Origin of the sequence: Clostridium sp. MD294, assembly GCF_000364165.2 — a bacterium.
Taxonomy (GTDB): domain Bacteria; phylum Bacillota; class Clostridia; order Lachnospirales; family Anaerotignaceae; genus Coprocola.
Genome location: NZ_CP097810.1, coordinates 485942 through 508979 on the forward strand (window position 1 = coordinate 485942; position 23038 = coordinate 508979).

The window sequence follows — 23038 nt, forward strand, 5'->3', positions numbered from 1 at the left end:
CCTAAACACTTTTATTTTTTGTCATCATCTTCTGTTTTATCATATCTTACAGGGGGGTCATCGCAATAATATATTGGTCTTTCTATATTTATTTCATAATGCGTTGGTTTTTCATCATCACAACATTCGTCTTCTCTATTAAAATCTTCTAAACCATAATAATAATATTTATTATCTTTTATTTTATGTTTTAGCTCATAATCTTCTTCATTTTCCTGCTGTTGTATACTCATTTGTATAATTTCATTTTCTCCTATACCTAATTTTAAAATTTCTTTTTGCATAGCATACCACATTACAATGCTTTCTCTCAATTCTTCAAATTGTTTTAGCTGGTCTTTTGTAAGCAATTTTTTAAAATTCTTTTCTTTTTCTATGTAGGCAATGTGGTCGTTAAGCGTGTCTACAATTGTTTTTTTAAAACAAGCAGTGCAATCTCTTTTTATTGCCCTTATCAAATTACGATAAAATGTAATTCTTTTACACTCTGGTAAAGGAACAAAATACTCTTTGGGTTTAAAATAGCACGCTGTTAAATAGTAGTTTATCAATTTGTTTTCATCTACTTTTGACTTTGACATAAAAATTCCTCCTTTAAATACCATTAAAATTTTACTTTGTATCACTTTTACAACCGATTTAGTTAAAAAAATATCATAAAATTTTAAAAAGTGCAAAAAATGATACAAAAACAACATAGAAAAGAGGTCACATATGCCAAAACCACGTAGTAAAACAGGTGAAAAGAATTTAATTGGTTCTCATCTAAAAATGCTTAGACAAAAATACAATTTATCTCAAAGAGACCTAGCCGATAAACTACAACTTTCTGGTCTTGATGTAGATAAAAATGTCATTACTAGAATTGAAACAAATAAAAGATATGTTACAGATATAGAACTGAAAGCTATTTGTGAACTATTTCATGTAACTTATGACTATTTAATTGATGGAAAAGACAATTAACCTCTTTTATACAGTATAATTTATTATCAAAAAATAATCTATATAATTATATATATTTCTTTTTAATTTGGAGAAATATATATAATTATTATAATCTTTATTGCTATTTGCAATTCAGAAAACGAAGTTTTCTGCAAAAGTTTTGCCTCGCTTTTTCAAAAGCGAGTGGAGTTTGAGGCAAAGCCTCAAGGTTTTTCTGCTCCAAGCGTGTTTTTGAAGGGGAAGCGGACTTTGTCCGCTGGGGGAACTTTTCACAAGTGAAAAAAGTTCCCCCTCTTAAAAAAATACTTGTTTAGACACTCCCCATATGACTATTTAATTGACGGAAAAGACAGTTAACCCCTTTTTATTACTATACTATATAATTAAAAAATAGTCTATATATAGTCGTTAATTTTTCTCTTTTATATTTATACTTAATAATAAAGTATATTTATAGAGGGATTTTAATGGATACAAAAGCTGCTGTCAAAAATAGAATTTTAGAATTATGCAATGAAAGAAATATTTCACTAAATTATTTGGCACATTTATCTGGTATATCACCATCTACTATTAAAAATATTATGTATGATGTTAGTAAAAATCCAGGTATTGTTACTATTAAGTTGCTATGTGATGGTTTGGATATATCACTTTATGACTTTTTTGATACAGAAACATTTAAAAATTTAGAACAAGAAATACGTTAATTGCTGTATTTTTTTGTTCTTTTTTATTTGAAAATATACTGATATAAATATATTTTTAATAATATATTAAAAATAATAAATTACAAATAATATATATAATTATTATAATATAATTTGGGTGATACTGTATGGAATATAAGAATTATGTCTTTCAAATTACGCTAGAAGATTATTTAAAAAAGGTCAATATAAAAAGAGGTACTCTTGCCAAACGTGTACAAAGTAGCTTTCAAATTATTGACAATTATTGTAAAAATAAAGTAGAAAGATTAGACAGCTATTTACTTTTAAAAATTTGTGTGGAATTACAATGTGAATTAAGTGATATTTTGAATATAGAACAAAAAAATTAGAAAAACATCAATACACAAGTCTTTTTTAACACTTTTATATTCAATTCTTTTGTATAAAAAAAGAGCGATATTTCGCTCTCATTTTTTTATATAAAATCCGTGCATCTATATTCGATATTGCTTTCCATGCGTTACCTTTATTATTAGCTCCGACTAAGCTACCCTGCGGCACACAAGAGTGCTTACTTAGTGCTGCTGCCTTCCGACCCTGACACGGTTCATAAGTTCCTGTTGCACAAGACTCAATCTTCATCACTAACGCAAAAGGGCAGACCATACAAAACAAATACCTCCTATAGACATCGTCCCCACTATAGCGGATTGTGGGTTACAAGACACCGCTAACGCCCCGACTAGCACGGAAATTTTTGTGCTTTTCAGTATTGTTTAATAGTATACATTATATTGCTCTGTTTTGTCAATAGCATTATTCCCCATAAATAAAACACTTATTCTATGCTTTACAAAATATAATAACAATGCTATAATATTATTACAAAAAGGGAGCAGTCACCACGTTATTGTGGTCACCCAGGTTAAGGTAAAAAACTACCCTAGCTTTGCAGGGCTATGATGGGTAGTTTTTTTATTACTTCTTGTTCATATAAGAAAGTAACGCTATGAGGAACAAACCAAAGGTCAGCATGACCATAATTGCTTCGTAAACCGTCATAGACACCACCCCCTCTCCCTTTTTGTATGTAAGAGGGTGACCACCCGTCATGACTGCTAATATTAGATTAACATATTATTCGCCATATTTCAACAAAAGTCACATATTACTTTTTTTTCTAAAATTTTTAAAAAATGCCCTCATCAATTCTGCACATTCCTGTTGCAACACATTTTCCTCTATTTCTACCTGATGATTAAAACGTGGTTCTTGCAATATATTCAATATAGAACCTGCACAGCCTGCTTTATTATTTCTTGTACCAAAAACAATTTTTGGTATTCTCGACTGCACAATCGCCCCTGCACACATAGGGCAAGGTTCTACTGTAACATAAAGCGTACAGTCTTCTAGTCGCCAATCTCCTACTATTTTGGCACTTTTATCAATAACATCTATTTCTGCATGGCAAAGAGGGTTTTTTGCACTATTCCTCAAATTATACCCTCTTGCAATGATTTCTCCCTTTCTTACCATAACAGCACCAATAGGCACTTCTTTCAATGCAAATGCCTTTTTTGCCTCTATCAATGCCTCTGTCATATAATATTGTTGTTCTGTCATATTTTTCTCCTACTCACTAAAATATACCATTGTGTCAGAGTTTTCTATATCACTCATACCAACATATTCTTCTATATTATCCCCATCTAAATCCATAGCGTATATTACTTGTCCATGTACAATATCATCATTTTTTATAGCAAGTCCTTTTTCTGTCAAAATATATCTCATAGCTGTTCCTGTTGTATCACAAACGTATATTTCTTTAACGCCATCTCTATTCAAATCACCACTATAAATACTACTTTCAATGCTCTTTATACCTAAATGTGTACTCCATATTTTGATAAAGCCTGCACCTGTTTTATGATACAAATACAAATCAAATCCGTCTGTTATAAAATATTCTAATGTGCCATCATTATCTAAATCTGTTATGTGCATATAGCTTGCACCATGTTCTAAATAGTATTGATTGGATATTGTCCAGCCTTCTTCTCCTTTTTTATAACATTCTAACGTTTTGTTATTCATTAAAAAAAGTTCTGTACCATCAAATCCTACACAGGTATAATTACCATGTGATAAATCTATATTTTCTGCTGTAATACCAAAATTGCGATTTAAAAATACTAATTTTTCAGAAAAAGTATGTGTGTTTTCTCCTTCTCCAGTTCCTTCTGTAATAGGTCGGCTTAAAAGTACTGCCATACCTTCTTCTAAAAATGCTGCACTATCTACTACAAGCCCTCTTTGCAAATAAATGTTACGATATCTTCCGAAATAATTGCGATAACGATATAATGAAAGCTTGCCATCTTCACTAATATTTGCTGCTAAAGTATTACCTTGTGCATCTTTTCCTATATCACAAAATCCTTCTGAAGGGAATGTTGCCTTTCTACCATGAAATGTAGCAAAAGATGTATCTGTTTCATATTTTGAAAAATGACCATCTGCTAAAAATACATTTCTATCTGTCAAAGCATAGATACCATTATTATAACCACCTACATAATAACTACCTATCAATTTATCTTTTACAAAATAACAATACAAAAGCCCTGCTATTTCTTCATTATAATAAAGTAAAGGAACTGTTGCTACAATTGCTTCTTTTGTTGTATTTGCAGTCATATCTAATGCTACAGCAGAAGATGCCTCAAATATTTTTTGATTTTCTTTTGTATTTTCTGGAACAATACCTTTAAAAAAAGTAATAGAACTACTATCGCATCTCCAATAATTATCATATAATAGCTTATCAATTTTTTCTTCATACTCTTTTGCTTTTTCTTCGGAAATAGAAAAAACTTCCGTTTGTTCATTTGCAGTATCATTACAAGCTGTTATAGTTATTAAAAGAAAACACATATATACACAAAGCCACTTTCGTATCATTGTTTTTGTCACGTCCCTTTTGTTCGAATATAATTATTTTATCTATTATATACTAATTATACTCTAATTTCAAACAACAATTTACACAAATGATACAATACCACTTTTATCAAACAAAAAAAGAAGTAATTTCCTTCTTCATTATTGGAATTACTTCTTTATTATTTTTTATATACTAATATCAATATTTCCTATTTCTGGCATAGTCATAGACAAATCTCCTCCTATATCCATAAAAGAGGCATTTTCTGAAGAACCTGTTGCAATATCATTTGAAGAATTTAGAACATCATTGATTTCTTTTGACATACGTTTTCTCTTTTTCGCTTGAAGTTCTGTTCCAATTTCTTCTGCTTCCTCTGCTTCATTTTTTTGTTTCATTTTCATTTGTAATTCCATTTTATTCTCTGCTATCAAAGCTTTTTCTTTGCTTTGTGCTTTTTTAATTACTTTTTTCATTTTTGCAACTGCTTTTTTAATTTGTTCCTCTTCTCCACCGCTTGACTTTGTTTGTGCCATTTCTCCTTTTATTCTTGCTATAATGCTGCGTACTTCTGATGTACTCTTTGCATTCATCAATTTAATTAAGTCCTCTGTTGCTTGATAATCTACATTAGACTTTTTTTGTTTATTTTGTCCTTGTGTAGGAAGTGTTTTATTTTCTTTTTGCTGTTGTGGCAAAAAAATATCCTTTTTCTCTGTTACATTTTCTTTGATATTTTCTGCTTCATTTTGTTTTGTATTTTGTACTGTTTGTTTTGTTTGTTCTTTTGAAATACTATTTTCCTTTTGATATTCTTGTTTACGATATATTGTATTTTGTTTTTGAATAGATGAAATTGCCATAATATCCCTCCCTTATTTACTTTGCCCTTTTATTTATATATCGGCAAAAAAGGAAGTGTTCTTAATCTCATTTTATATTAAAATTTTTTGTAATAATTGCTCCATTTCATTATAGCTATTTGCACGATTGATTTTTTCTCTAAGCTCTGCTGCTCCTTTTATTCCTTTCATATACCATGAAATATGCTTTCTCATTTCTCTTACTCCAATATATTCCCCTTTATATTCTATCAACATACGAGCATGACATAATGCTTTTTCGACTTTTTGTTCTGCTGTTGGTTCTTTCAGAAGTTCTCCTGTATTAAAATAGTGACGAATTCTTTGAAATATCCACGGATTTCCTTGTGCTGCCCTTCCTATCATAATAGCATCACATTTTGTATACTCTAGCATATTTTTTGCATCTTCTGGTGTAAAAATATCTCCATTTCCAATCACTGGAATACTAACTGATTGTTTTACTGCCTTTATAATATCCCAATCTGCTTTTCCGCTATAATATTGTTCTCTTGTTCTACCATGTACTGCAACCGCTGCTGCACCATTTTGTTCTGCAATTTTTGCAATTTCTATTGCATTAATATGTTCTTCATCAAATCCTTTTCTAAATTTAATTGTAACAGGTTTTTTTTGAGCAGTTACCATTGCTTTTACAATATCTCCTACTAATTTTGGATTTTTTGTTAAAGCACTTCCTTCGCCATTTTTAACAATTTTAGGAGCAGGACAACCCATATTTACATCTATAATATCAATATCATATTTTTCAATTTTTTTTGCCATAGCTGCCATAATTTCTGGTTGAGAACCAAAAAGTTGTACTGCTGCAGGTCTTTCTTTTTGTTCTACAGTAAGCAATTTTTTTGTATTTTCATTGTCATATAATATTCCTTTTGCACTTACCATTTCAGAATACACCAATCCACAGCCCATTTCTTTACAAAGTATGCGAAAAGGTAAGTCTGTTACACCTGCCATAGGTGCTAAAAAAATATTATTTTCTAATTCCACATTGCCTATTTTCATTTTTGTTCCTCTCTTGTTGTAATCAATATTATTTATTTTTTTCATAAAGTATTTTTAGCCCTTTTAATGTTAATGTAGGGTCTAACACATCAAATATCGTTTTATCAGGGTCAATTACTTTTGCTAATCCTCCTGTAGCAATCACTTTCATATTAGGTAAATTTAATTCTCTTTTTAATTCTCTTACAATATGAACAGTTTGTCCAATATGTCCTAGCACAATGCCTGCTTGTATACTACCTACTGTATTTTTTACAATAACAGACTTAGGCTTTTTAATTTCTACTTTGGGTAATTGTGCCGCTCTCTGATATAAGGCATCTGCACAAATAGAAATACCTGGTGCTATCAGTCCTGTAATAAATTCTCCTTTTTCATTGATAACATCAAATGTGTCCGCAGTGCCATAATCAATAACTATAGCAGCTCCTCCATAAATTTCTTTCGCTGCTACTAAATTTACAATTCTATCTGCACCTACTTCTTTAGGATTATCTCTTTTAATTACTATGCCTGTTTTCATACCTGCTCCTACTATCATAGGTTCTATATTAAAATATTTTCGTATGCCATGTGTTAAAGAATACATAATATCTGGTACAACAGAAGAAATAATCACTGCATCAATACAGCTTGCTTTTACATCAGAAGCATCAAAAAGAGAATGTATAAATATACCAGTTTCATCTGCCGTTTTTTTTGTTCCTGTTGCCATTCTCCAATATTTTACTATTTTATTGTCCTTATATACCCCTAAAACAATATTTGTATTCCCTACATCTATTACCAAAAGCATTAATATACCCTCCTATTTTCTATGTTTGTTTTTTTCATACAATATTCGTAACCCTTTTAAAGATAATACAGGGTCTATTACATCAAATATTTCTCCTTTTTCATCAATTACTCTTGCAAGTCCCCCTGTAGCAACTACTTTTAAATGAGGTTGTTGTAACTCTTGTTTTAATTTTTCTAATATATAAAGTGTTTCTCCAATATGTCCTATTACAATGCCTGCTTGTATACTATTTACTGTATTCTTTGCTATAATGCTTTCTGGTTTTTTAATTTCAATTTTGGGCAACTGTGCTGCTTTTTGATATAAGGCATCTGCACAAACCTGTACACCTGGTGCTGTAATTGCTGTAATAAATTCTCCATTTTCACTAATAACATCAAACATTGTTGCTGTACTATAATCTACTACAACAACAGGCCCACCATAAATTTCATATGCTGCTACCAAATTTACAATTCTATCGGCACCCATTTCTTTGGGATTTTCCATTCTTAAATTGATGCCTGTTTTCGTTCCTACTCCTACTATCATAGGTTCTATATGAAGCTGTTTTTTTATGGCATTTGTTAAAGAATACATAATATTAGGTACAACAGAAGAAATAATAACACTTTCAATCTCTTTTATATCCACATTAGAATGAGAAAAAAGAGAGCGAATTAAACTTCCTGTTTCATCTGCTGTTCTATTATTTAATGTAGTAATTCTCCAATTTGCTACAAGCTCTTCTTTATCATAAACACCTAAAATAATATTGGTATTGCCTACATCTATGGCTAAAATCATTTTTTTCTCTCCTTAAAATATTAAAAAAGAGCACGGGAACAATCCCGTACCCTAAAACATATTTTTATGCTATTTTATTTCTATAAACTGCTTTTTGAAGTGCCAACACAACAGAGGTACAAATTACTACTGCTGCCAACATTTCTACTACACCATATGTTGTAATAATTCCCCATATTACTGGCCCTGCCGCTGTACCTAATCTTTCTGTCATATCTTCTACATAAATAAAATAGATTAAGCCCATAGCACCTAGTGTATTTGTCAAAGAACCTAATGCAGAAGCAATAACAGAAGAAATTGTATTATTTTTTATAACACTCATTAATCCTTTATAACTATATCCTGCTACAACACCAATACATATTCTAGGCAATACAGATACTATAGGGTTCATAAAACAAGGGTCTAATATGCCTGATGGTTGTGTAATTGCTTTTATCATAGAAGAAATACCAAATGCTGCCCCTACAATTCCTCCTACAAGAGGCCCTTCTAACAATGCAATAATAATTGTAGGAATATGTACAATCGTAGCACTAACAGGCTGCAAAGGTATAATTCCTAATGGTGTGTATGACAATATCATTGTAATAGCAATCATCATACCTGTAACAGTTAATTTTCTTGTAGACATTCCTTTTTTTGAACTCATTTTTTTGAGTCCTCCTTTCATTCTCATTCTTTCAGATATAAGATGATAATATTTTATATTGTGTCTTTTTATTTCATAGAACTTTAGCGAAAAATTCATTCTGCCATGTTCTTTTTTTCAACACAAAACTATTATAACAGCAAATTTTCTAATTACAACATTTTTTTTAGTAATTCTACTATTTTTTTAATTAGAAATACAAATACTGTATAATATGTTATTTTTTATCATATTATGAATTATATCTCTTTTTTTTGTAATAATTGTTGTCTTAATTTTTTTCCTTGTTCTGTAAAAAATATTGTATACCACACTTTTAATTTTTTTAATAGCTCTTTATTTTCAGACTGTATTTTTTTAATTTCTAATTCTGCTCCAATATCATCAAAATCAATACATTGTTCTGGTTTTATTATTTCAAAATAAATATTTCCTTCTTTTTTAAATCCTATTAAAAAAGTGCAACATAATTTTTGTGCTGTTAAAACACATATTACTTTTAATTCTTTTTGTATTTCTTCTGGCAATGTTTCAAATTTTGGTTCTATAAAATATTTTTGTTTTTCATAATTTGCTACTGCTAATATCTGTTTTTCCATATTTTTCTCCTTTATACTATATTTCTAATAGAAACTTCTCCTGAAAATACAACTACTCTTTCTCCTGTTTGTTTTTGTACTAAAAGTTCTCCTTGCTCTGTAATATCAATACCTTTTGCAGTAAAAGGCTGTTTTGACAACACTTGTAACTCTTTTCCTATATTAATACAATACTTTTTATATTCTTCACGAAAAGGCAAAAAACTACATTGTTTTTCATATTGTAAATAAATTTTTTCAAATTCCTCTAATACTGATTTTATAATACTTTTTCTAGAAATGGTTTTTCCCATTTCTATTTTGAGTGAAGTAGCTATCTGTTCTAGTTCTTTTGGAAATGCCTCTATATTTACATTAATACCAATACCTGTTATTACAAAATGTACGCTATCCATTTCTGCATCTAGTTCTGTTAATATACCACAAACTTTTTTACCTGAAATCAAAATATCATTAGGCCACTTGATTTTTGATTGCAAACCTGTTTGTTGACGTATAGCACGACACACAGCAAGCCCTGCTAACAATGTTAAAACAGGTGCTTCTGATGGCATAATATTAGGCTTTAAAAGTATACTGAACCATACTCCTGTCCCCTTTGGAGACTGCCAGCTTTTTCCCCTTCTCCCTTTTGCTGCTGTTTGCATTTCTGCTACAGCAATAACTCCTTCTTGTTTTCCCTCTCTTGCTAATGCTCTAATACAATTATTTGTGCTGTCTGTTTGCTCATAAAAATAAATTTCATTTGCTATTTTTATAGTATTTAATGCTTCTTTTATTTCTATCTCATTATATAAATCCTGTTCTGGTACAAAATAATAGCCTTTATTAGAAACTGCTTCAATTTGATATCCTTGTTCTTTTAATTTTTTTACTCCCTTCCATATAGCAGTACGAGAAACTCCTAATTTTTCTCCTAATTCTTCTCCAGAAATATAATTGTTCGCTTTTTTTAATTCTTCTAATATTTTTTTATACATTATGGCTATCTCCTTATCAAAAAACCCTCGAATACTCGAGGGTTTTCAGTCTGTCAATAAACTTATTTCTACATTCGTAATTGTTTCATTATTCACCAATTGTTGCCACCATAACTGCCTTAATTGTGTGCATTCTATTTTCTGCTTCATCAAATACTACAGATTGTTTTCCTTCCAATACTTCATGTGTTACTTCATATCCTCTTACTGCTGGCAAGCAGTGCATAAATATTGTATTTTCATTTCCTGTAGCTGCCATAACTTCTTCATTTACTTGATAAGGCTGCAACAAATCAATTCTTTCTTTTGTTTTCGCCTCTTCTCCCATAGATACCCAAACATCTGTATAAATAACATCTGCATTTTTTACTGCTTGTTTCATATCTGATGTAACGGTAATACTACCACCACTTTCTTCTGCATATACTTTACAAAGTTCTATAAGTTGTTTTTCTGGATAAAGGCTTTCAGGAGATGCTACAACATAATGCAATCCCATTTTAGCACAACCAATCATTAAAGCATTAGACATATTGTTTCTACCATCACCAGCATATACAAAACGTATTCCTTCTAACTTTCCAAGTTTTTCTTTTATTGTCATAAAATCTGCTAATACTTGTGTTGGGTGGTCTTCATCTGTTAAACCATTCCAAACAGGTACACCACTATATTTTGCCAATTTCTCAACAGTTTCTTGAGAAAATCCTCTAAATTCAATACCATCAAACATTCTTCCTAATACTCTAGCAGTATCTTCTACAGTTTCTTTATGTCCTAACTGTATATCATCTTTTCCCAAATATTCAGGGTGTGCTCCTTCATCAACAGCACCTACTGTAAAAGAACAACGTGTTCTTGTAGAAGGTTTTTCAAATATTAATGCTACATTTTTATTTTTCATTCTTTTTTCATAAATACCTTTTTTCTTTTTCTCTTTTAACTCCATAGCTAAGTCAATAAAATATTCAATTTCTTCTGCTGTAAAATCCTTCAATGTTAAAAAACTTCTTCCCTTTAAATTTACTGCCATAATACAATCCCTCCTTATTTAATGAAAAAAGACAGTCAAAGTCATTTTGACTGTCTATATTTATTACGCTTTTTTGCCTTTTTCTTTGGTACGCTTTATAAAACGGTCTAATTCTACTATAGCACGTTTATGAATACCAGAGCCAATTTTATCTATTTCATCATATGCTTTTACTTTAAATGTCAATGCCTTTCCATCAATTTCAATCAATTCTGACACAACACGCACTTTCATACCTACTGGTGTAGCAGCAGAATGTTTAATTTCTACAGCTGTTCCTACTGTATCATATCCTTTTGGCAAAAATGGAAGTACTGCATTAAGTGAAACGCCTTCCATCCATGCAATCATTTTAGGTGTTGCTAATACAGTTACTGTTCCACTACCAAAATGAACTGCTGTATCTGCTTCTGTTACAACATATTCTTCTTCCATACTCATGCCTACTGATAAATTAAATTCCACAAAAGTACCCCCTTATTCTTGTTCTTTCTTTTCTAAATTAATAGCTACTGTATTTGTTTGTTGTTCTGTTTGTTTTTCACTGTCATTATCCATTGTTGTAATACCAAGAACATTATTTCTTTTTTCTTCTTCAAATAGTTCTCTAAATTCTTCTCCTGTTACTTTTTCTTTTTCTACTAAAAGTTTTGCAGAAGCATGAAGAATTTCCATATTTTCTTTTAACATACGAATTGCTTCGCTATATGCTGTATCTACAATACGACGTACTTCCTTATCAATAGTAGTTGCTACATCTTCGCTATAATTTCTAGCATGGCCCCAATCTCTGCCAATAAACACTTCATTACTATCATCACCAAATTGTATTGGGCCTAATATATCACTCATACCATACTGTGTTACCATACTTCTAGCCATTGCTGTAGCTCTTTGAATATCATTTGATGCACCTGTTGTTACGTCTTTTAAAACAATAAATTCTGCTGCTCTACCACCTAAAAGACTAATAATTTCCTGTTCCATATGCAATTTTGTCATATACATTCTATCTTCTCCCGGCAAAGGCATAGTATAACCTCCTGCCATACCAGTTGGTATAATAGAAATACTATGAACAGGATCTAATTCACTTAAAAGTTCAAACAATATTGCATGGCCACTTTCATGGTATGCTGTAATGAATTTTTCTTTGTCTGAAATAATTCTACTTTTCTTTTCTGTACCAATACCTACTTTTACAAATGCTTTTTGTATTTCTTCCATATCAATAGCTTTTTTATTTGCTCTTGCAGCTAAAAGTGCAGCCTCATTTAAAAGATTTGCTAAATCTGCTCCTGTAAAGCCTGATGTTGTTTGTGCTACTACTTTTAAATCTACTTCAGAAGAAAGAGGTTTTCCTTTTGCATGAACACGTAATATTGCCTCTCTACCTTTTACATCTGGTCTTCCTACATAGACTTGTCTGTCAAAACGTCCTGGACGCAATATAGCAGGGTCTAATATATCAGCTCTATTTGTTGCTGCAACTACAATAACACCTTCATTTACACCAAAACCGTCCATTTCTACAAGCAATTGGTTTAATGTTTGTTCTCTTTCATCATGTCCGCCGCCTAATCCAGCACCTCTACGTCGTCCAACAGCATCAATTTCATCAATAAAAACAATACAAGGTGAATTTTTCTTTGCTTGGTCAAACAAATCTCTTACACGAGATGCACCTACACCAACAAACATTTCAACAAAGTCAGAACCAGATATACTAAAAAATGGAACACCTGCTTCTCCTGCAACTGCCTTTGCTAATAATGTTTTACCAGTTCCTGGAGGGCCTACTAATAAAACACCTTTTGGTATTCTTGCTCCCAAAGCTTGAAACTTTTTAGGTTCTTTTAAAAATTGAACCAATTCTTCCAGTTCTGCCTTTTCTTCATCTAAACCTGCTACATTTGCAAAAGTTACTTTGTCTTTTTCGTCTATAGACATTTTTGCTTTACTTTTGCCAAAAGACATCATTTTTCCGCCACTGCCACCCTGCATTTTTTGAAATATAACAGTAAATATAATTACCATAATAATCATCATAATTAATGAGGGCAATATTGCTGTTAATATACTTGTTTTTGGTATATCAGGTACGGAAATTTTTAAGCTATTGCTTTGTGCTGCTTTATCGTCCAAACGTTGTTGAAGCACAGAAACACTTGGAATATTGACACGAATGGTTTCTCCATTTGTCAATCTTGCTGTAGCTGTACCGAAATCATTCGCTTCGGAACTTCTTTGTACTTGAATTTCTTTTACTTTGTCTTGTTCTAACGCTGTAATCAAATTACTGTATGTATAATTCACAGTAGATGACCTCTCTGCTTTTTGTCCTGCTACTGCAATCAACATTGCAATAACAACAAAAATAACAGCATACAATCCAAAAGACTTCCAATATTTTTTCAAATATCTCACTCCTTGTATTCTTTGCATATCTGTTCTCTTCACATCTATCATACGAAAAAGTTTTACTATTGTCAAAACTTTATGCAAATCTTGTTATGAAGTAACAGAAATTGATTTACAAAATATATAGTCTGTCAATTTTTAATTTTATCACATATATTCATTAAACACAACATACTTACTGAAAAATATTGCAAAAATAGTTGCTCTAATATTATCAAAAATACTCTGTTTTTGATAGATAAACAAAAATAAGGTGAAGATAAAACTATCTTCACCTTTAGATTGTCAAAAAAATTAAGTATTATTCTATATTTTTTCAGCATTGAAAACTTTTTTGTTTTGCTTATTACAAAAATATTGTATTAAGTACTATTACTCCTCCTCAAATGACAATACGCCAATATAATCTAAATTACGATATTTTTGTGCATAATCTAAACCACAGCCTATTACAAAAGCATCTGGAATAGAAAATCCAGTATAATCTACATTTACATTAGCAACACGACGGTCTGGCTTATCCAATAAAGTACATATTTTTAAACTTTTTGGTTTTCTGTGAGAAAGGTGTTCTACCAATTTACTCAATGTTCTGCCACTGTCAATAATGTCTTCTACAATAAGAACATTTTTTCCTTCAATGGGCTCATCTAAATCCATTAGTATTTTAATTTCTCCACTGCTTTCTGTTCCATTGCCATAGCTAGAAACGTCCATAAAATTCATTGTAACAGGTACTTTAATGTGTTTTGCCAAGTCTACCATAAACACAACGCCGCCTTTTAATACACAAATAAGTTCTAAACTTTCTCCAGCATAGTCCTGAGAAATATCTTCTGCAATTTCTGAAATTCTCTTTTGTATCGCTGTTTTTGAAATCAATGTTTCAATATTCTCTTTCATGTTTCTCTCCTTCCCAAACAGAAATCCATACTTTATTTTTTGTTTTTTCATCAACTAAAAAATCACCTGAAACACGATAACCAGGTATCCATAAAATTTGCTTTTCTACAGCAAACAGTAAAAGAGTTTCTCTTTGTTGTCTTGTAATTTTGCAATCAATAAAAAAGTCTTTTAATTTCTTTTGATGTCCATTTCCTATGGCTATCAAATCTCCTTGTTGTCTTGTCCGACAGATGATGTTTCCTTTTATTTTATCATAATCAAACACTTTCGTATATATCGTAAGCCTTTTTTCTTCTTTTTTATACGCATTGAACGATAATTTTACAAATTTGTTGATTTCTTTTATATAAATTGCTTTTTCAGGTGTTAAATTATAGAAAAATTTGGTATTTTTATTTTCATTTTCCCATGTTAAAACAAGTGTATGATACTCTACAAAAGCAACTCTTTTTAATGGCAATGATAATTTTTTCCCTGTTCGTTTATATAGAAGCTGTTCTATTTGTTGTATATGAATGTAAGACAAATCTCTCAAAGAACTATCTATCAAACAGAATGATTTTCTGATAATTCTTCTTCTCATGACACTACTTTGACATAACAATTCTTGTATATTTAATACAATTTTATTTTGTTCTTTTTTTAATATTATTTTTTGAAGTTGTTGTTCTGCTAACTCTTCTAAAAAAGCCTCCTCTTCTGCCAATAAAGAGGCTGTTGTTGCAATATGTTCTATTGTTTTATCATTGACTTCTTTCTCTAAAAAAGGCAATACTGACAATCTTATTTTATTCCTTGCATAATGTTGCTGTTCATTTGTACTATCTTGGCAATATTTTATTTCTTTTTCCAACAAAAAATATTCTATTTCTTTTCGGCTTATAAATAAAAATGGACGTATAATACTACCTCTTATAGGAAGCATACCAGAAAGACCTGTTAAACCTGTGCCTCTGCACAAATTTAAAAGTACTGTTTCAGCTTGATCATTTTGATGATGTGCTACAGCAATTTTTGCGGTGTTACCTGCTTTTTTATAAAATGTTTCATAACGACATATTCTTCCCATTTCTTCAGTACCTACACCTCTTTTTTTAGCTTCTGCTGCTATATCAAATTTCAGCACATCACATGAAATAGACCATTTTTCACAAAGCTGTTTTACAAAAAGTGCATCTCTGTCTGCTTCCTCTCCTCTCAAACCATGATGAATATGTACCACTTTTATATTTAACTGATATTCTTTTTGAAATGCACAAAGTGCGGTCAAAAGTGCTACAGAGTCTGCACCGCCCGAAACACCTACTACAATACTATCTCCTTTTTCTATCATATGATATTTTTCTATTGTTTTTTGTACTTTTTCTAAAAACATTATATTATTTTCTCCTTTAATTTTATAAAAACTAAAAAAAATATAACAAAAAAAGAGAGATTTGTATATACCAAATCTCTCCTACTATAATATCAATTTTTATTGTACTTGTTCATTACTTCTTCTTTTAACTGATTATATAATGGTACACATTCCTCTATAATATTTGCTTCTATAGTATCTACTTCTCCATTTAGTGCTTGTGTATCCTCTAAAGGATAGCGTCCAAAAACAGTACCAAAAACATTATACGTACCATCATCAAATTGTGTTCCTAAATAAAATATATATTCCTTACCTGGTGTAGAAGCAGAATAACCATCTGTTCTCATTTCTACTCCTACCTCAGTGGTACAATAAGCTTCTACTATTGTAACTATATCTCCTACATTTAGATTTCCTTTATATACATCAGTAATTTCTATATCTGTTTCGGTATACATACCTCCTTCTGGCATATTTTCACTTTCTAATACTTTCGCTTTTACAATACATTGTGCCATATCTTCAACATCATTAATATTCTTTATTTGTGTATTAAATTCAGAATGTAATATTTGAATTTTAGGAATTTCTCTAGTTCTATTTGTATTGCTTCTGTTTTTTGGATTTTTATAAGCATTATAAACACCATACGCATCATGTAGTGTTATTTCATTACTTCTTTTTTTAGAGTCACCATTTTCGCCTGATGGCTGCATAATAGATTTATATAAACAGCTAGCATTAGGGTGTCCTAATGTAAAAACATGACCTAATTCATATATTAATGTATAGCGATAAAATTCTTTATTCGTATTTTGTGAAACTTCCTTCGCAAATGCAACATTACAAAAACATAAATATATATTCAATATTGTTATTATGCTTATTATTCTTTTAAATAACATAACACACTCCTCCTCTTTTATTTGTATTAATTATAATACTTTTGTTTCATATTATCAAAAAAAGAGAGATTTGTATATACCAAATCTCTCCTACTACAATATCAATTTTTATTGTACTTGTTCATTACTTCTTCTTTTAACTGATAATATAATGGTTTATATTCCTCTACTATATTTGCTTCTATCGTATCTACTTCTCCATTTAATACTTGTGTATCCTCTAAAGAATAACGTCCTAAAACTGTACAAACTGTATCATAAAGTCCATCATCATATTTTCCAACAAAAAATAAATATTCTTTGCCTACTTCAGAAGCAGAATAACCATCTCGTCTTAGCTCTGTTCCATCATCTTCTATATAATAACGCTCCATCAATGGAATAACATCTCCTATATTCAAATCTCCTTTATATACATCTGTAACTTCTAAATTTATTTTTGTATAGCCACCACTATATTCTTCAAAAGATGTATTTTCTTTGCCTTCAAGTACCTTTGCTTTTATAACATATCCTGCTATATTCTCAATATCATCAATACTATGTATTGGTACATAATCAGAAATACTAATTCTTACTTTAGGAGTATCTTTCGTTTCTGTTTTATTGGTACTATTTCTATTTCTTGCATTCTTATAGGCATTATAATTATCATAAAAATTATATAATATTGCTTCATCATTTTCATAATTTAATTTTTCTTTTATTATTTTTTTAACATTTACATTTTCAGCATAGTCTGGATTTACATAATCAACCACTTTTATTACATTGCCATTTTTATCTGTATATTCTTCATGACTTGAAATTAGCGTTGAAGTATTATCATATTCTGAACCATTTTTTGCTGTTATAACACTATGTAAAATTCCTTTTTCATCTCTATATGTATCAGAACTAGCTACCACTTGAAAACAAAATATAGTAGAAATTACTAAAGATAAAAATATACATTGTTTCTTTTTTGACATAATATTCCTCCTTTTATATTTATTTTTTAAAAATAAATTTCTATATATTCTAAAAACTGCTTCATAATTTCATTTGACACTGTTCCTTGATATTTTTTTTTAGAATTTGCATTATAGCAATGTACTTTGACATTCCTTACTCTAACATCTTCTGTTGCAGAAAATTGTATTCTATCAAAATGCTGTTGTTGTTCATTTGTATCATAGTAAATATCAATAAAAAATGTCGTAATATCTTCTGTTGTAGTAGGAATACCCATTATTTTATCCAAAGAAATCCTTTTTTGAAAAGTATAATTTTTTAATTTTGAAATCATGCTTTCTATTTCTTTTTTGTCCTGTAATATTGCAGTTTCAACGCTATCTTCTATTTCCATACTAGGTACACTAAATATTTTTGATATTTTTATTTCTTGTATAGGTATATTTTTATTATGAATATAAAACCGTTGTTTTGTCAAAAAGGATATTAAAAATACACCACACAATAAAATACAACATATTACTATTATTTTTTTAAAGCGTATCATATTTTCACTACTTTCTTATCTATCTCATACTATCATTCCTTTATTTACAATACAAATTCTATAATTTCCACATTCTTTTACAGATTTTGCTTGTATGATATAACCATCTTTCATAAAATCTAAATCTTTTTGCTCTCCAAGTGCTACAAACAAGGGAGCACAAACAACTTCTTTATTTTCATCAAGTACTCTAACACAAATTGCATTATCATTATTTCCATCATTGATAATACCAAAAAAAGTACCTTCTATAGCATGAAAACTATTTATAGTATAAATTGTATTCCATTCTGCTGTATTCAAATCAATATCTTGTTTCATTACAGTATGACGGTTTAATGTATGTATTACAAAAGTCAATACACAAATTCCTACAACGATAAATAAAAATAAATTATTCTTTTTCATATATATATTCCTTCTTTCACTATAACATATTATTTTTATTAATATTACCATAGTATACTATTATTTTCAACGCAAAAATGTACTACTGAAATATACTAACAACAAAAAGCATCAGCAAATACCCTCTATTCAAAAAAATGAGGGTATCACTAATACATTATAAAATAGTATTTTTTTCACTAGTACATAGTAATATTTTATTTATTTTTATCAAAAATTAATAGATTTCCCAAAATCTTGCTGCAATTACAGTCATGTCATCTTTCTTATACTCTTTTGCTTTTTTCTGTGCTTGTTGCAATATATAATCTGCTACATCTTGAGGATTATTGCTGTAAAATGTTTCAAAAAGAGAACTAAGCCATTCTACATCTTCTTGTTCCTCTCCTACTGCTTCCATAACACCATCTGTCATAAGCAATATAATATCACTATCTTTTAATAGTATATCATTTTTTTCCATAGAAACATTTTGCAATATTCCTACAGGAAGTGTTTCAGAACGTATTGCGATAATTTTGCCATCTCTAAGTATATAAGCTGCTGCTGCTCCCATTTTCATAAATTCTGCTTTGGCAGTATACAAATTTACGGTACAAATATCTAATGTTGCAAATTTTTCTTGTGCAGAACGTAATAATAACACAGAATTAATCATATTAATAGCTAATTCTTTTTCAAAACCTGCTTCTATAAATTGCTCTAAAAGTTCTATGGCTGATTTACTTTCTTCTCTTGCTGCTATACCACTTCCCATACCATCAGAAAGTGCAATGACTGAAATGCCACTTTCTGTTTCCAAAAAACTAGCACTATCTCCCGAAATTCCTCCCTCCTGTTTGGGACAAGCTGCCGTCGCAACTGTCAATCTATATTTATTTTCCTCTATTAAACGTAATATACACTTTCCTCCTGCACCTGCATAACAAGCATATTTTCCTCCTACTTTTTTCATAGGTTTATGAAGTACTTTACTTACAAGTGGTATCACTTTTTCACGACACATATTATTGCCATTGCAAGATTTCATAGTAATCATCACTTCTGTACCTTGCTTTATTCTATCTTCCATTACTGACACTTCTTCTACGCTAATCCCTATTTTATCTAATTTCGCTTTTATTTCTTTTTCTATCCCCTCTAAAAAAACACCTCTAATATCTAACTGACCTGAAAGATTTTCTATAATACTACCTACAGCAAACAACTGCTGACTTACCAGTTCTCTACATTCTGCCAATTTATTTCTCCATATACTTTGCGTTTCAAAAACTTCATAGCATCTATTTACAACATCTACAAAAATATCTCCTCTTACACAGTTTTTTCGAAATGTTTCAGGAAGCTGTTCTAGTTCCACTCTACCTCTTTTTTCACATATGGAAAGTGCTGAAAATGCAGTTTGATATGTTGCATATAGTTCTGTGTCCCAGCAATATACAGCAAGTCCACAATTTCTACAAGCTTTATCTGCTATAGTATCTATTAATAGTGACACATCATTTTTTCCCATTGTTTTTTTATCTAATTCAGGTAAAAATGTTTTCCCTAAACTCCTAAAAGCTGCTGCAAATTGTGACAGTCTTTCCTCTGTCAATTCTTTCATTTTTAAAAAATAAGTATCTTGTTGCAATTCTTTTTCATGTACACCATAAGTATTAATAAAAGCAAATGCTTTTTTAGGTACAAACAAAAATAATATACTTCCTATCAATAGCCCTTTCAAAAAAGATATATTTAATTCTGCTTGATTACAATAAAACAGTACTACTACTACAGCAATAAAAAAACTAATTACAGAAGCTACTTTTCCTAATTCTTTCATAGCACCACAAAGCAATCCCCCTAAACTAAATGCACAAAATATTTCCATTTCTACTTTACCACAAACAAGAAGCAAAAAGCCAAACAATACACCTGAAGCTGTTCCTATGCCTGCACCTCCTCTATAACCTCCTATTAATATCATACAAGAAGACAATATCGCCATAATAGGAATTTTTAAAAAAGGAACTGTCATATTGGCAGAACCTGCTACTGCCCCTCCTAAAAGTAATGCAAGGCTAATAATTTCTTCACTTGTCATAATATGTCTTTTTAATCCTCTTTGTAAAAGCACAACTCCCTTTTCTACTACATAGGTCAACAAAAATACTGCTATTCCTTCTACTGTGGCTATTCCTCCATAAAAATAAGAACCACCTCTTATTGTTGCAAACAAAAGACCACCTAATATTGTTGCAGTACCTCCAAATGCTGCTTTTAATATGGTAGAAGGATATTTTATTTTATTACTAGCTCCCCAATGAAATCCTAAACATAATAGCATACATAATATGTATTTTTGTTTATTTTCAAAACTACTGCATAATATTCCTGCTGCTACTGCTACCATAACTCTATAAAAACGTTTTCCCTGTATTAAAAATGCAGAAATGTATGCTATTCCCATAGGATTTAGTATTTGAAATACTGTGGTATTTCCCCACAAAAAACCTATACTTAATAATACGCTTTCCTTCACAAATGCCCACTTTTTTGGTATCTGTAGTTTTATTTTATCTAAGGGCAATTTTGGAGGTAGCATTTTGCCAAATCCAGAACGTTCTGCAACTACTTCTGTTTTCTCCATAACGTGCCTCCCTATTTTTTTAATTCTGCTATATGCTTATTATACAAAATTAGAACTGCTTTTTTTGTCAAAAGCACAAATTAGTGTTGATTTTTTTACGTCTTTTAATGACAAAAAAAGAGAGCAAAAGCTCTCCTTTTTTAAAATATAGCATATTCTATGTGAGTATACCTTAATATTGTACCAATTTAAGTATACTTGTTTTAAATCTATTTTTGCTAAATTCATTCTTGTTAATAAACTTATTTCTGTTAATATAGAATTTTATATATTTGCACATCTTAAATAAGTACTCTCTAAATTTGTATTACATAAATCTACACTTACTAACTGCCCTTTATATTTTTCATAAAATACTGCTTTTTCCTTATTATGCTATAATTATACTTGATGAATAGCCTCTATTAACTTTTGTACGTTTTCCTCTTTTGTTGCCCAGCTTGTCACAATTCTAATTGATGTATGAGTATCATCTATTTTTTCCCATTCTGTAAATAAAAACTCTTTTTCTAATTTCTGTAAAACAACATTAGGTAATATTGGAAAAAGCTGATTACTACAAGGGGTAAATTGAAAAGAATATCCTTTTTGTTCTATAACATTTTTTATTTTTTCTGCCATAGCATTAGCATATTCTCCTGTTTTTTGATATAATTCCCCTTCAAAAAGTGCTTCAAATTGTATACCTAAAAGCCAACCTTTTGCTAACATAGCTCCTTTTTGTTTGATAGAAAAACGAAAATCTTCATTCAATGTACGTTTAAATATTACAAGTGCTTCTCCAAACAATGCCCCACATTTTGTGCCACCTAAATACAACAAATCTACTAAATTTGAATAATCTGCTATAGTGATATCATTGTATTTTGAAGCTAGAGCAGAGGCCATTCTCGCACCATCTAAATAAAATATCAAATGATGTTGTTTACAAAAATCACTTAATTCTTGTAATTCTTTTTTTGTATATAATGTTCCTACTTCTGTTGGATTAGAAATATATACCATTTTAGGCTGTACCATATGTTCATCTGTATGAATATCTAATGCTTTTTGTACTGCTTGTACATTTAATTTTCCTTCTTTTGATGGCATTGCAATCACTTTGTGTCCTGTCGCCTCAATTGCTCCTGTTTCATGTACATTAATATGGCCACTATCTGCTGCAATTACCGCTTGATATGGTTTTAAACAATGAGAAATCATAACTAAATTTGTTTGTGTTCCTCCTACCAAAAAATGAACATCACAATCATAACAATTTAACTGTTTTTGAATACATTTTGCTGCTCTTTTACAATGTTCATCTTCACCATATCCTACATTTTGAATAGTATTTTCTTTCTGTATTCTTTCTAAAATAATGCTATGTGCACCCTCACTATAATCATTTTTAAATGAAATCATGTTATTTCCTCCTTTTATTTTTGCCCTATCTGTATAATATTAACTTTTTATACTATTGTCAAATTCTTTTTCTAAATACTCTTTTATACTATAAAATAAAACTGACACCACTATATTATGATGTCAGTTTACATAAATTGTTTTATTATGCAATATTATATTTATACTGTTCAAATTATATTTAA

General features: G+C 30.0%; 25 protein-coding genes and 1 other RNA gene. 3 read left to right on the top strand and 23 right to left on the bottom strand.

From position 1 onward, the window contains the following. Positions 1–11: 11 nt before the first annotated feature. The gene (locus C820_RS02390; RefSeq protein ID WP_004035651.1) at positions 12–581 is read right to left on the bottom strand and encodes a hypothetical protein; all 570 of its coding nucleotides are present in this window, start codon (positions 579–581) and stop codon (positions 12–14) included. A gap of 133 nt (positions 582–714) precedes the next feature. Here C820_RS02390 and C820_RS02395 point away from each other — a divergent pair, with 133 nt between their 5' ends. From C820_RS02395 to C820_RS02405, 3 genes are all read left to right on the top strand, one after another. Beyond that, positions 715–966, top strand: a complete 252-nt coding sequence (locus C820_RS02395) for a helix-turn-helix domain-containing protein (RefSeq protein ID WP_004035650.1) — start codon at positions 715–717, stop codon at positions 964–966. Between the two features lie 449 nt (positions 967–1415). Beyond that, positions 1416–1658, top strand: coding sequence for a helix-turn-helix domain-containing protein (locus C820_RS02400; RefSeq protein WP_004035649.1), 243 nt, complete (start codon positions 1416–1418; stop codon positions 1656–1658). 128 nt (positions 1659–1786) lie between these two features. Next, positions 1787–2011 (top strand): helix-turn-helix domain-containing protein, encoded by a 225-nt coding sequence (locus C820_RS02405; protein WP_004035648.1) that lies wholly within the window; start codon positions 1787–1789, stop codon positions 2009–2011. A 97-nt stretch (positions 2012–2108) separates the two neighbouring features. On the opposite strand, the gene ffs is transcribed toward C820_RS02405, so the two are convergent. From ffs to C820_RS02515, 22 genes are all read right to left on the bottom strand, one after another. Continuing rightward, positions 2109–2373: signal recognition particle sRNA large type (gene ffs / locus C820_RS02410), an RNA gene on the bottom strand. A gap of 227 nt (positions 2374–2600) precedes the next feature. Beyond that, entirely contained in the window at positions 2601–2735 is a 135-nt protein-coding gene (locus C820_RS14540; protein ID WP_156801411.1) for a putative holin-like toxin, read from the bottom strand. A 48-nt stretch (positions 2736–2783) separates the two neighbouring features. Continuing rightward, the gene (gene tadA / locus C820_RS02420; protein WP_004035644.1) at positions 2784–3248 is read right to left on the bottom strand and encodes a tRNA adenosine(34) deaminase TadA; all 465 of its coding nucleotides are present in this window, start codon (positions 3246–3248) and stop codon (positions 2784–2786) included. A gap of 9 nt (positions 3249–3257) precedes the next feature. Next, complete coding sequence (locus tag C820_RS02425; protein ID WP_004035642.1) at positions 3258–4589, bottom strand: FG-GAP repeat domain-containing protein; 1332 nt, start codon at positions 4587–4589, stop codon at positions 3258–3260. Between the two features lie 168 nt (positions 4590–4757). Beyond that, positions 4758–5435 carry a hypothetical protein gene (locus C820_RS02430; RefSeq protein ID WP_004035641.1) on the bottom strand — a complete coding sequence of 226 codons (678 nt, stop codon included), beginning with the start codon at positions 5433–5435 and terminating at the stop codon, positions 4758–4760. A gap of 72 nt (positions 5436–5507) precedes the next feature. After that, positions 5508–6464, bottom strand: a complete 957-nt coding sequence (gene dusB / locus C820_RS02435; protein ID WP_004035640.1) for a tRNA dihydrouridine synthase DusB — start codon at positions 6462–6464, stop codon at positions 5508–5510. A gap of 28 nt (positions 6465–6492) precedes the next feature. Continuing rightward, complete coding sequence (locus tag C820_RS02440; RefSeq protein WP_004035639.1) at positions 6493–7260, bottom strand: type III pantothenate kinase; 768 nt, start codon at positions 7258–7260, stop codon at positions 6493–6495. A 12-nt stretch (positions 7261–7272) separates the two neighbouring features. Continuing rightward, positions 7273–8049, bottom strand: coding sequence for a type III pantothenate kinase (locus tag C820_RS02445; protein ID WP_004035636.1), 777 nt, complete (start codon positions 8047–8049; stop codon positions 7273–7275). Between the two features lie 64 nt (positions 8050–8113). After that, entirely contained in the window at positions 8114–8704 is a 591-nt protein-coding gene (locus C820_RS02450; RefSeq protein WP_004035634.1) for an ECF transporter S component, read from the bottom strand. A gap of 239 nt (positions 8705–8943) precedes the next feature. After that, entirely contained in the window at positions 8944–9303 is a 360-nt protein-coding gene (locus C820_RS02455; protein ID WP_004035632.1) for a DUF6145 family protein, read from the bottom strand. An 11-nt stretch (positions 9304–9314) separates the two neighbouring features. Continuing rightward, positions 9315–10283 carry a biotin--[acetyl-CoA-carboxylase] ligase gene (locus C820_RS02460; RefSeq protein WP_004035630.1) on the bottom strand — a complete coding sequence of 323 codons (969 nt, stop codon included), beginning with the start codon at positions 10281–10283 and terminating at the stop codon, positions 9315–9317. A gap of 88 nt (positions 10284–10371) precedes the next feature. After that, positions 10372–11316, bottom strand: coding sequence for an ornithine carbamoyltransferase (argF, locus tag C820_RS02465; RefSeq protein ID WP_004035628.1), 945 nt, complete (start codon positions 11314–11316; stop codon positions 10372–10374). 63 nt (positions 11317–11379) lie between these two features. Then, positions 11380–11781 carry a thioesterase family protein gene (locus C820_RS02470; RefSeq protein WP_004035626.1) on the bottom strand — a complete coding sequence of 134 codons (402 nt, stop codon included), beginning with the start codon at positions 11779–11781 and terminating at the stop codon, positions 11380–11382. A 12-nt stretch (positions 11782–11793) separates the two neighbouring features. After that, positions 11794–13761 (bottom strand): ATP-dependent zinc metalloprotease FtsH, encoded by a 1968-nt coding sequence (gene ftsH / locus C820_RS02475; RefSeq protein WP_004035625.1) that lies wholly within the window; start codon positions 13759–13761, stop codon positions 11794–11796. A 348-nt stretch (positions 13762–14109) separates the two neighbouring features. Continuing rightward, on the bottom strand, positions 14110–14640 hold the full coding sequence (gene hpt / locus C820_RS02480; RefSeq protein WP_004035624.1) for a hypoxanthine phosphoribosyltransferase: 531 nt from the start codon (positions 14638–14640) through the stop codon (positions 14110–14112). Then, positions 14624–16018, bottom strand: coding sequence for a tRNA lysidine(34) synthetase TilS (tilS, locus tag C820_RS02485; RefSeq protein ID WP_004035622.1), 1395 nt, complete (start codon positions 16016–16018; stop codon positions 14624–14626). The genes hpt and tilS overlap by 17 nt, the downstream gene beginning before the upstream one ends. A 92-nt stretch (positions 16019–16110) precedes the next feature. Next, complete coding sequence (locus C820_RS02490; RefSeq protein ID WP_004035620.1) at positions 16111–16908, bottom strand: hypothetical protein; 798 nt, start codon at positions 16906–16908, stop codon at positions 16111–16113. Between the two features lie 101 nt (positions 16909–17009). Continuing rightward, the gene (locus C820_RS02495; RefSeq protein WP_004035617.1) at positions 17010–17879 is read right to left on the bottom strand and encodes a hypothetical protein; all 870 of its coding nucleotides are present in this window, start codon (positions 17877–17879) and stop codon (positions 17010–17012) included. A gap of 26 nt (positions 17880–17905) precedes the next feature. Further along, positions 17906–18409, bottom strand: coding sequence for a hypothetical protein (locus C820_RS02500; RefSeq protein WP_004035614.1), 504 nt, complete (start codon positions 18407–18409; stop codon positions 17906–17908). A gap of 24 nt (positions 18410–18433) precedes the next feature. Beyond that, entirely contained in the window at positions 18434–18817 is a 384-nt protein-coding gene (locus C820_RS02505; protein ID WP_004035612.1) for a hypothetical protein, read from the bottom strand. A gap of 217 nt (positions 18818–19034) precedes the next feature. Beyond that, entirely contained in the window at positions 19035–21449 is a 2415-nt protein-coding gene (gene spoIIE, locus C820_RS02510) for a stage II sporulation protein E (RefSeq protein WP_004035610.1), read from the bottom strand. A gap of 381 nt (positions 21450–21830) precedes the next feature. Further along, the gene (locus tag C820_RS02515) at positions 21831–22853 is read right to left on the bottom strand and encodes a threonine aldolase family protein (RefSeq protein WP_004035608.1); all 1023 of its coding nucleotides are present in this window, start codon (positions 22851–22853) and stop codon (positions 21831–21833) included. Positions 22854–23038 lie beyond the last annotated feature (185 nt).

Bases quoted from the DNA above. Each gene is read 5' to 3' on its own strand.
- C820_RS02390 (WP_004035651.1), bottom strand. From the start codon at position 581: ATGTCAAAGTCAAAAGTAGATGAAAACAAATTGATAAACTACTATTTA.
- C820_RS02395 (WP_004035650.1), top strand. From the start codon at position 715: ATGCCAAAACCACGTAGTAAAACAGGTGAAAAGAATTTAATTGGTTCT.
- C820_RS02400 (WP_004035649.1), top strand. From the start codon at position 1,416: ATGGATACAAAAGCTGCTGTCAAAAATAGAATTTTAGAATTATGCAAT.
- C820_RS02405 (WP_004035648.1), top strand. From the start codon at position 1,787: ATGGAATATAAGAATTATGTCTTTCAAATTACGCTAGAAGATTATTTA.
- C820_RS14540 (WP_156801411.1), bottom strand. From the start codon at position 2,735: ATGACGGGTGGTCACCCTCTTACATACAAAAAGGGAGAGGGGGTGGTG.
- tadA (WP_004035644.1), bottom strand. From the start codon at position 3,248: ATGACAGAACAACAATATTATATGACAGAGGCATTGATAGAGGCAAAA.
- C820_RS02425 (WP_004035642.1), bottom strand. From the start codon at position 4,589: ATGATACGAAAGTGGCTTTGTGTATATATGTGTTTTCTTTTAATAACT.
- C820_RS02430 (WP_004035641.1), bottom strand. From the start codon at position 5,435: ATGGCAATTTCATCTATTCAAAAACAAAATACAATATATCGTAAACAA.
- dusB (WP_004035640.1), bottom strand. From the start codon at position 6,464: ATGAAAATAGGCAATGTGGAATTAGAAAATAATATTTTTTTAGCACCT.
- C820_RS02440 (WP_004035639.1), bottom strand. From the start codon at position 7,260: ATGCTTTTGGTAATAGATGTAGGGAATACAAATATTGTTTTAGGGGTA.
- C820_RS02445 (WP_004035636.1), bottom strand. From the start codon at position 8,049: ATGATTTTAGCCATAGATGTAGGCAATACCAATATTATTTTAGGTGTT.
- C820_RS02450 (WP_004035634.1), bottom strand. From the start codon at position 8,704: ATGAGTTCAAAAAAAGGAATGTCTACAAGAAAATTAACTGTTACAGGT.
- C820_RS02455 (WP_004035632.1), bottom strand. From the start codon at position 9,303: ATGGAAAAACAGATATTAGCAGTAGCAAATTATGAAAAACAAAAATAT.
- C820_RS02460 (WP_004035630.1), bottom strand. From the start codon at position 10,283: ATGTATAAAAAAATATTAGAAGAATTAAAAAAAGCGAACAATTATATT.
- argF (WP_004035628.1), bottom strand. From the start codon at position 11,316: ATGGCAGTAAATTTAAAGGGAAGAAGTTTTTTAACATTGAAGGATTTT.
- ftsH (WP_004035625.1), bottom strand. From the start codon at position 13,761: ATGCAAAGAATACAAGGAGTGAGATATTTGAAAAAATATTGGAAGTCT.
- hpt (WP_004035624.1), bottom strand. From the start codon at position 14,640: ATGAAAGAGAATATTGAAACATTGATTTCAAAAACAGCGATACAAAAG.
- tilS (WP_004035622.1), bottom strand. From the start codon at position 16,018: ATGTTTTTAGAAAAAGTACAAAAAACAATAGAAAAATATCATATGATA.
- C820_RS02490 (WP_004035620.1), bottom strand. From the start codon at position 16,908: ATGTTATTTAAAAGAATAATAAGCATAATAACAATATTGAATATATAT.
- C820_RS02495 (WP_004035617.1), bottom strand. From the start codon at position 17,879: ATGTCAAAAAAGAAACAATGTATATTTTTATCTTTAGTAATTTCTACT.
- C820_RS02500 (WP_004035614.1), bottom strand. From the start codon at position 18,409: ATGATACGCTTTAAAAAAATAATAGTAATATGTTGTATTTTATTGTGT.
- C820_RS02505 (WP_004035612.1), bottom strand. From the start codon at position 18,817: ATGAAAAAGAATAATTTATTTTTATTTATCGTTGTAGGAATTTGTGTA.
- spoIIE (WP_004035610.1), bottom strand. From the start codon at position 21,449: ATGGAGAAAACAGAAGTAGTTGCAGAACGTTCTGGATTTGGCAAAATG.
- C820_RS02515 (WP_004035608.1), bottom strand. From the start codon at position 22,853: ATGATTTCATTTAAAAATGATTATAGTGAGGGTGCACATAGCATTATT.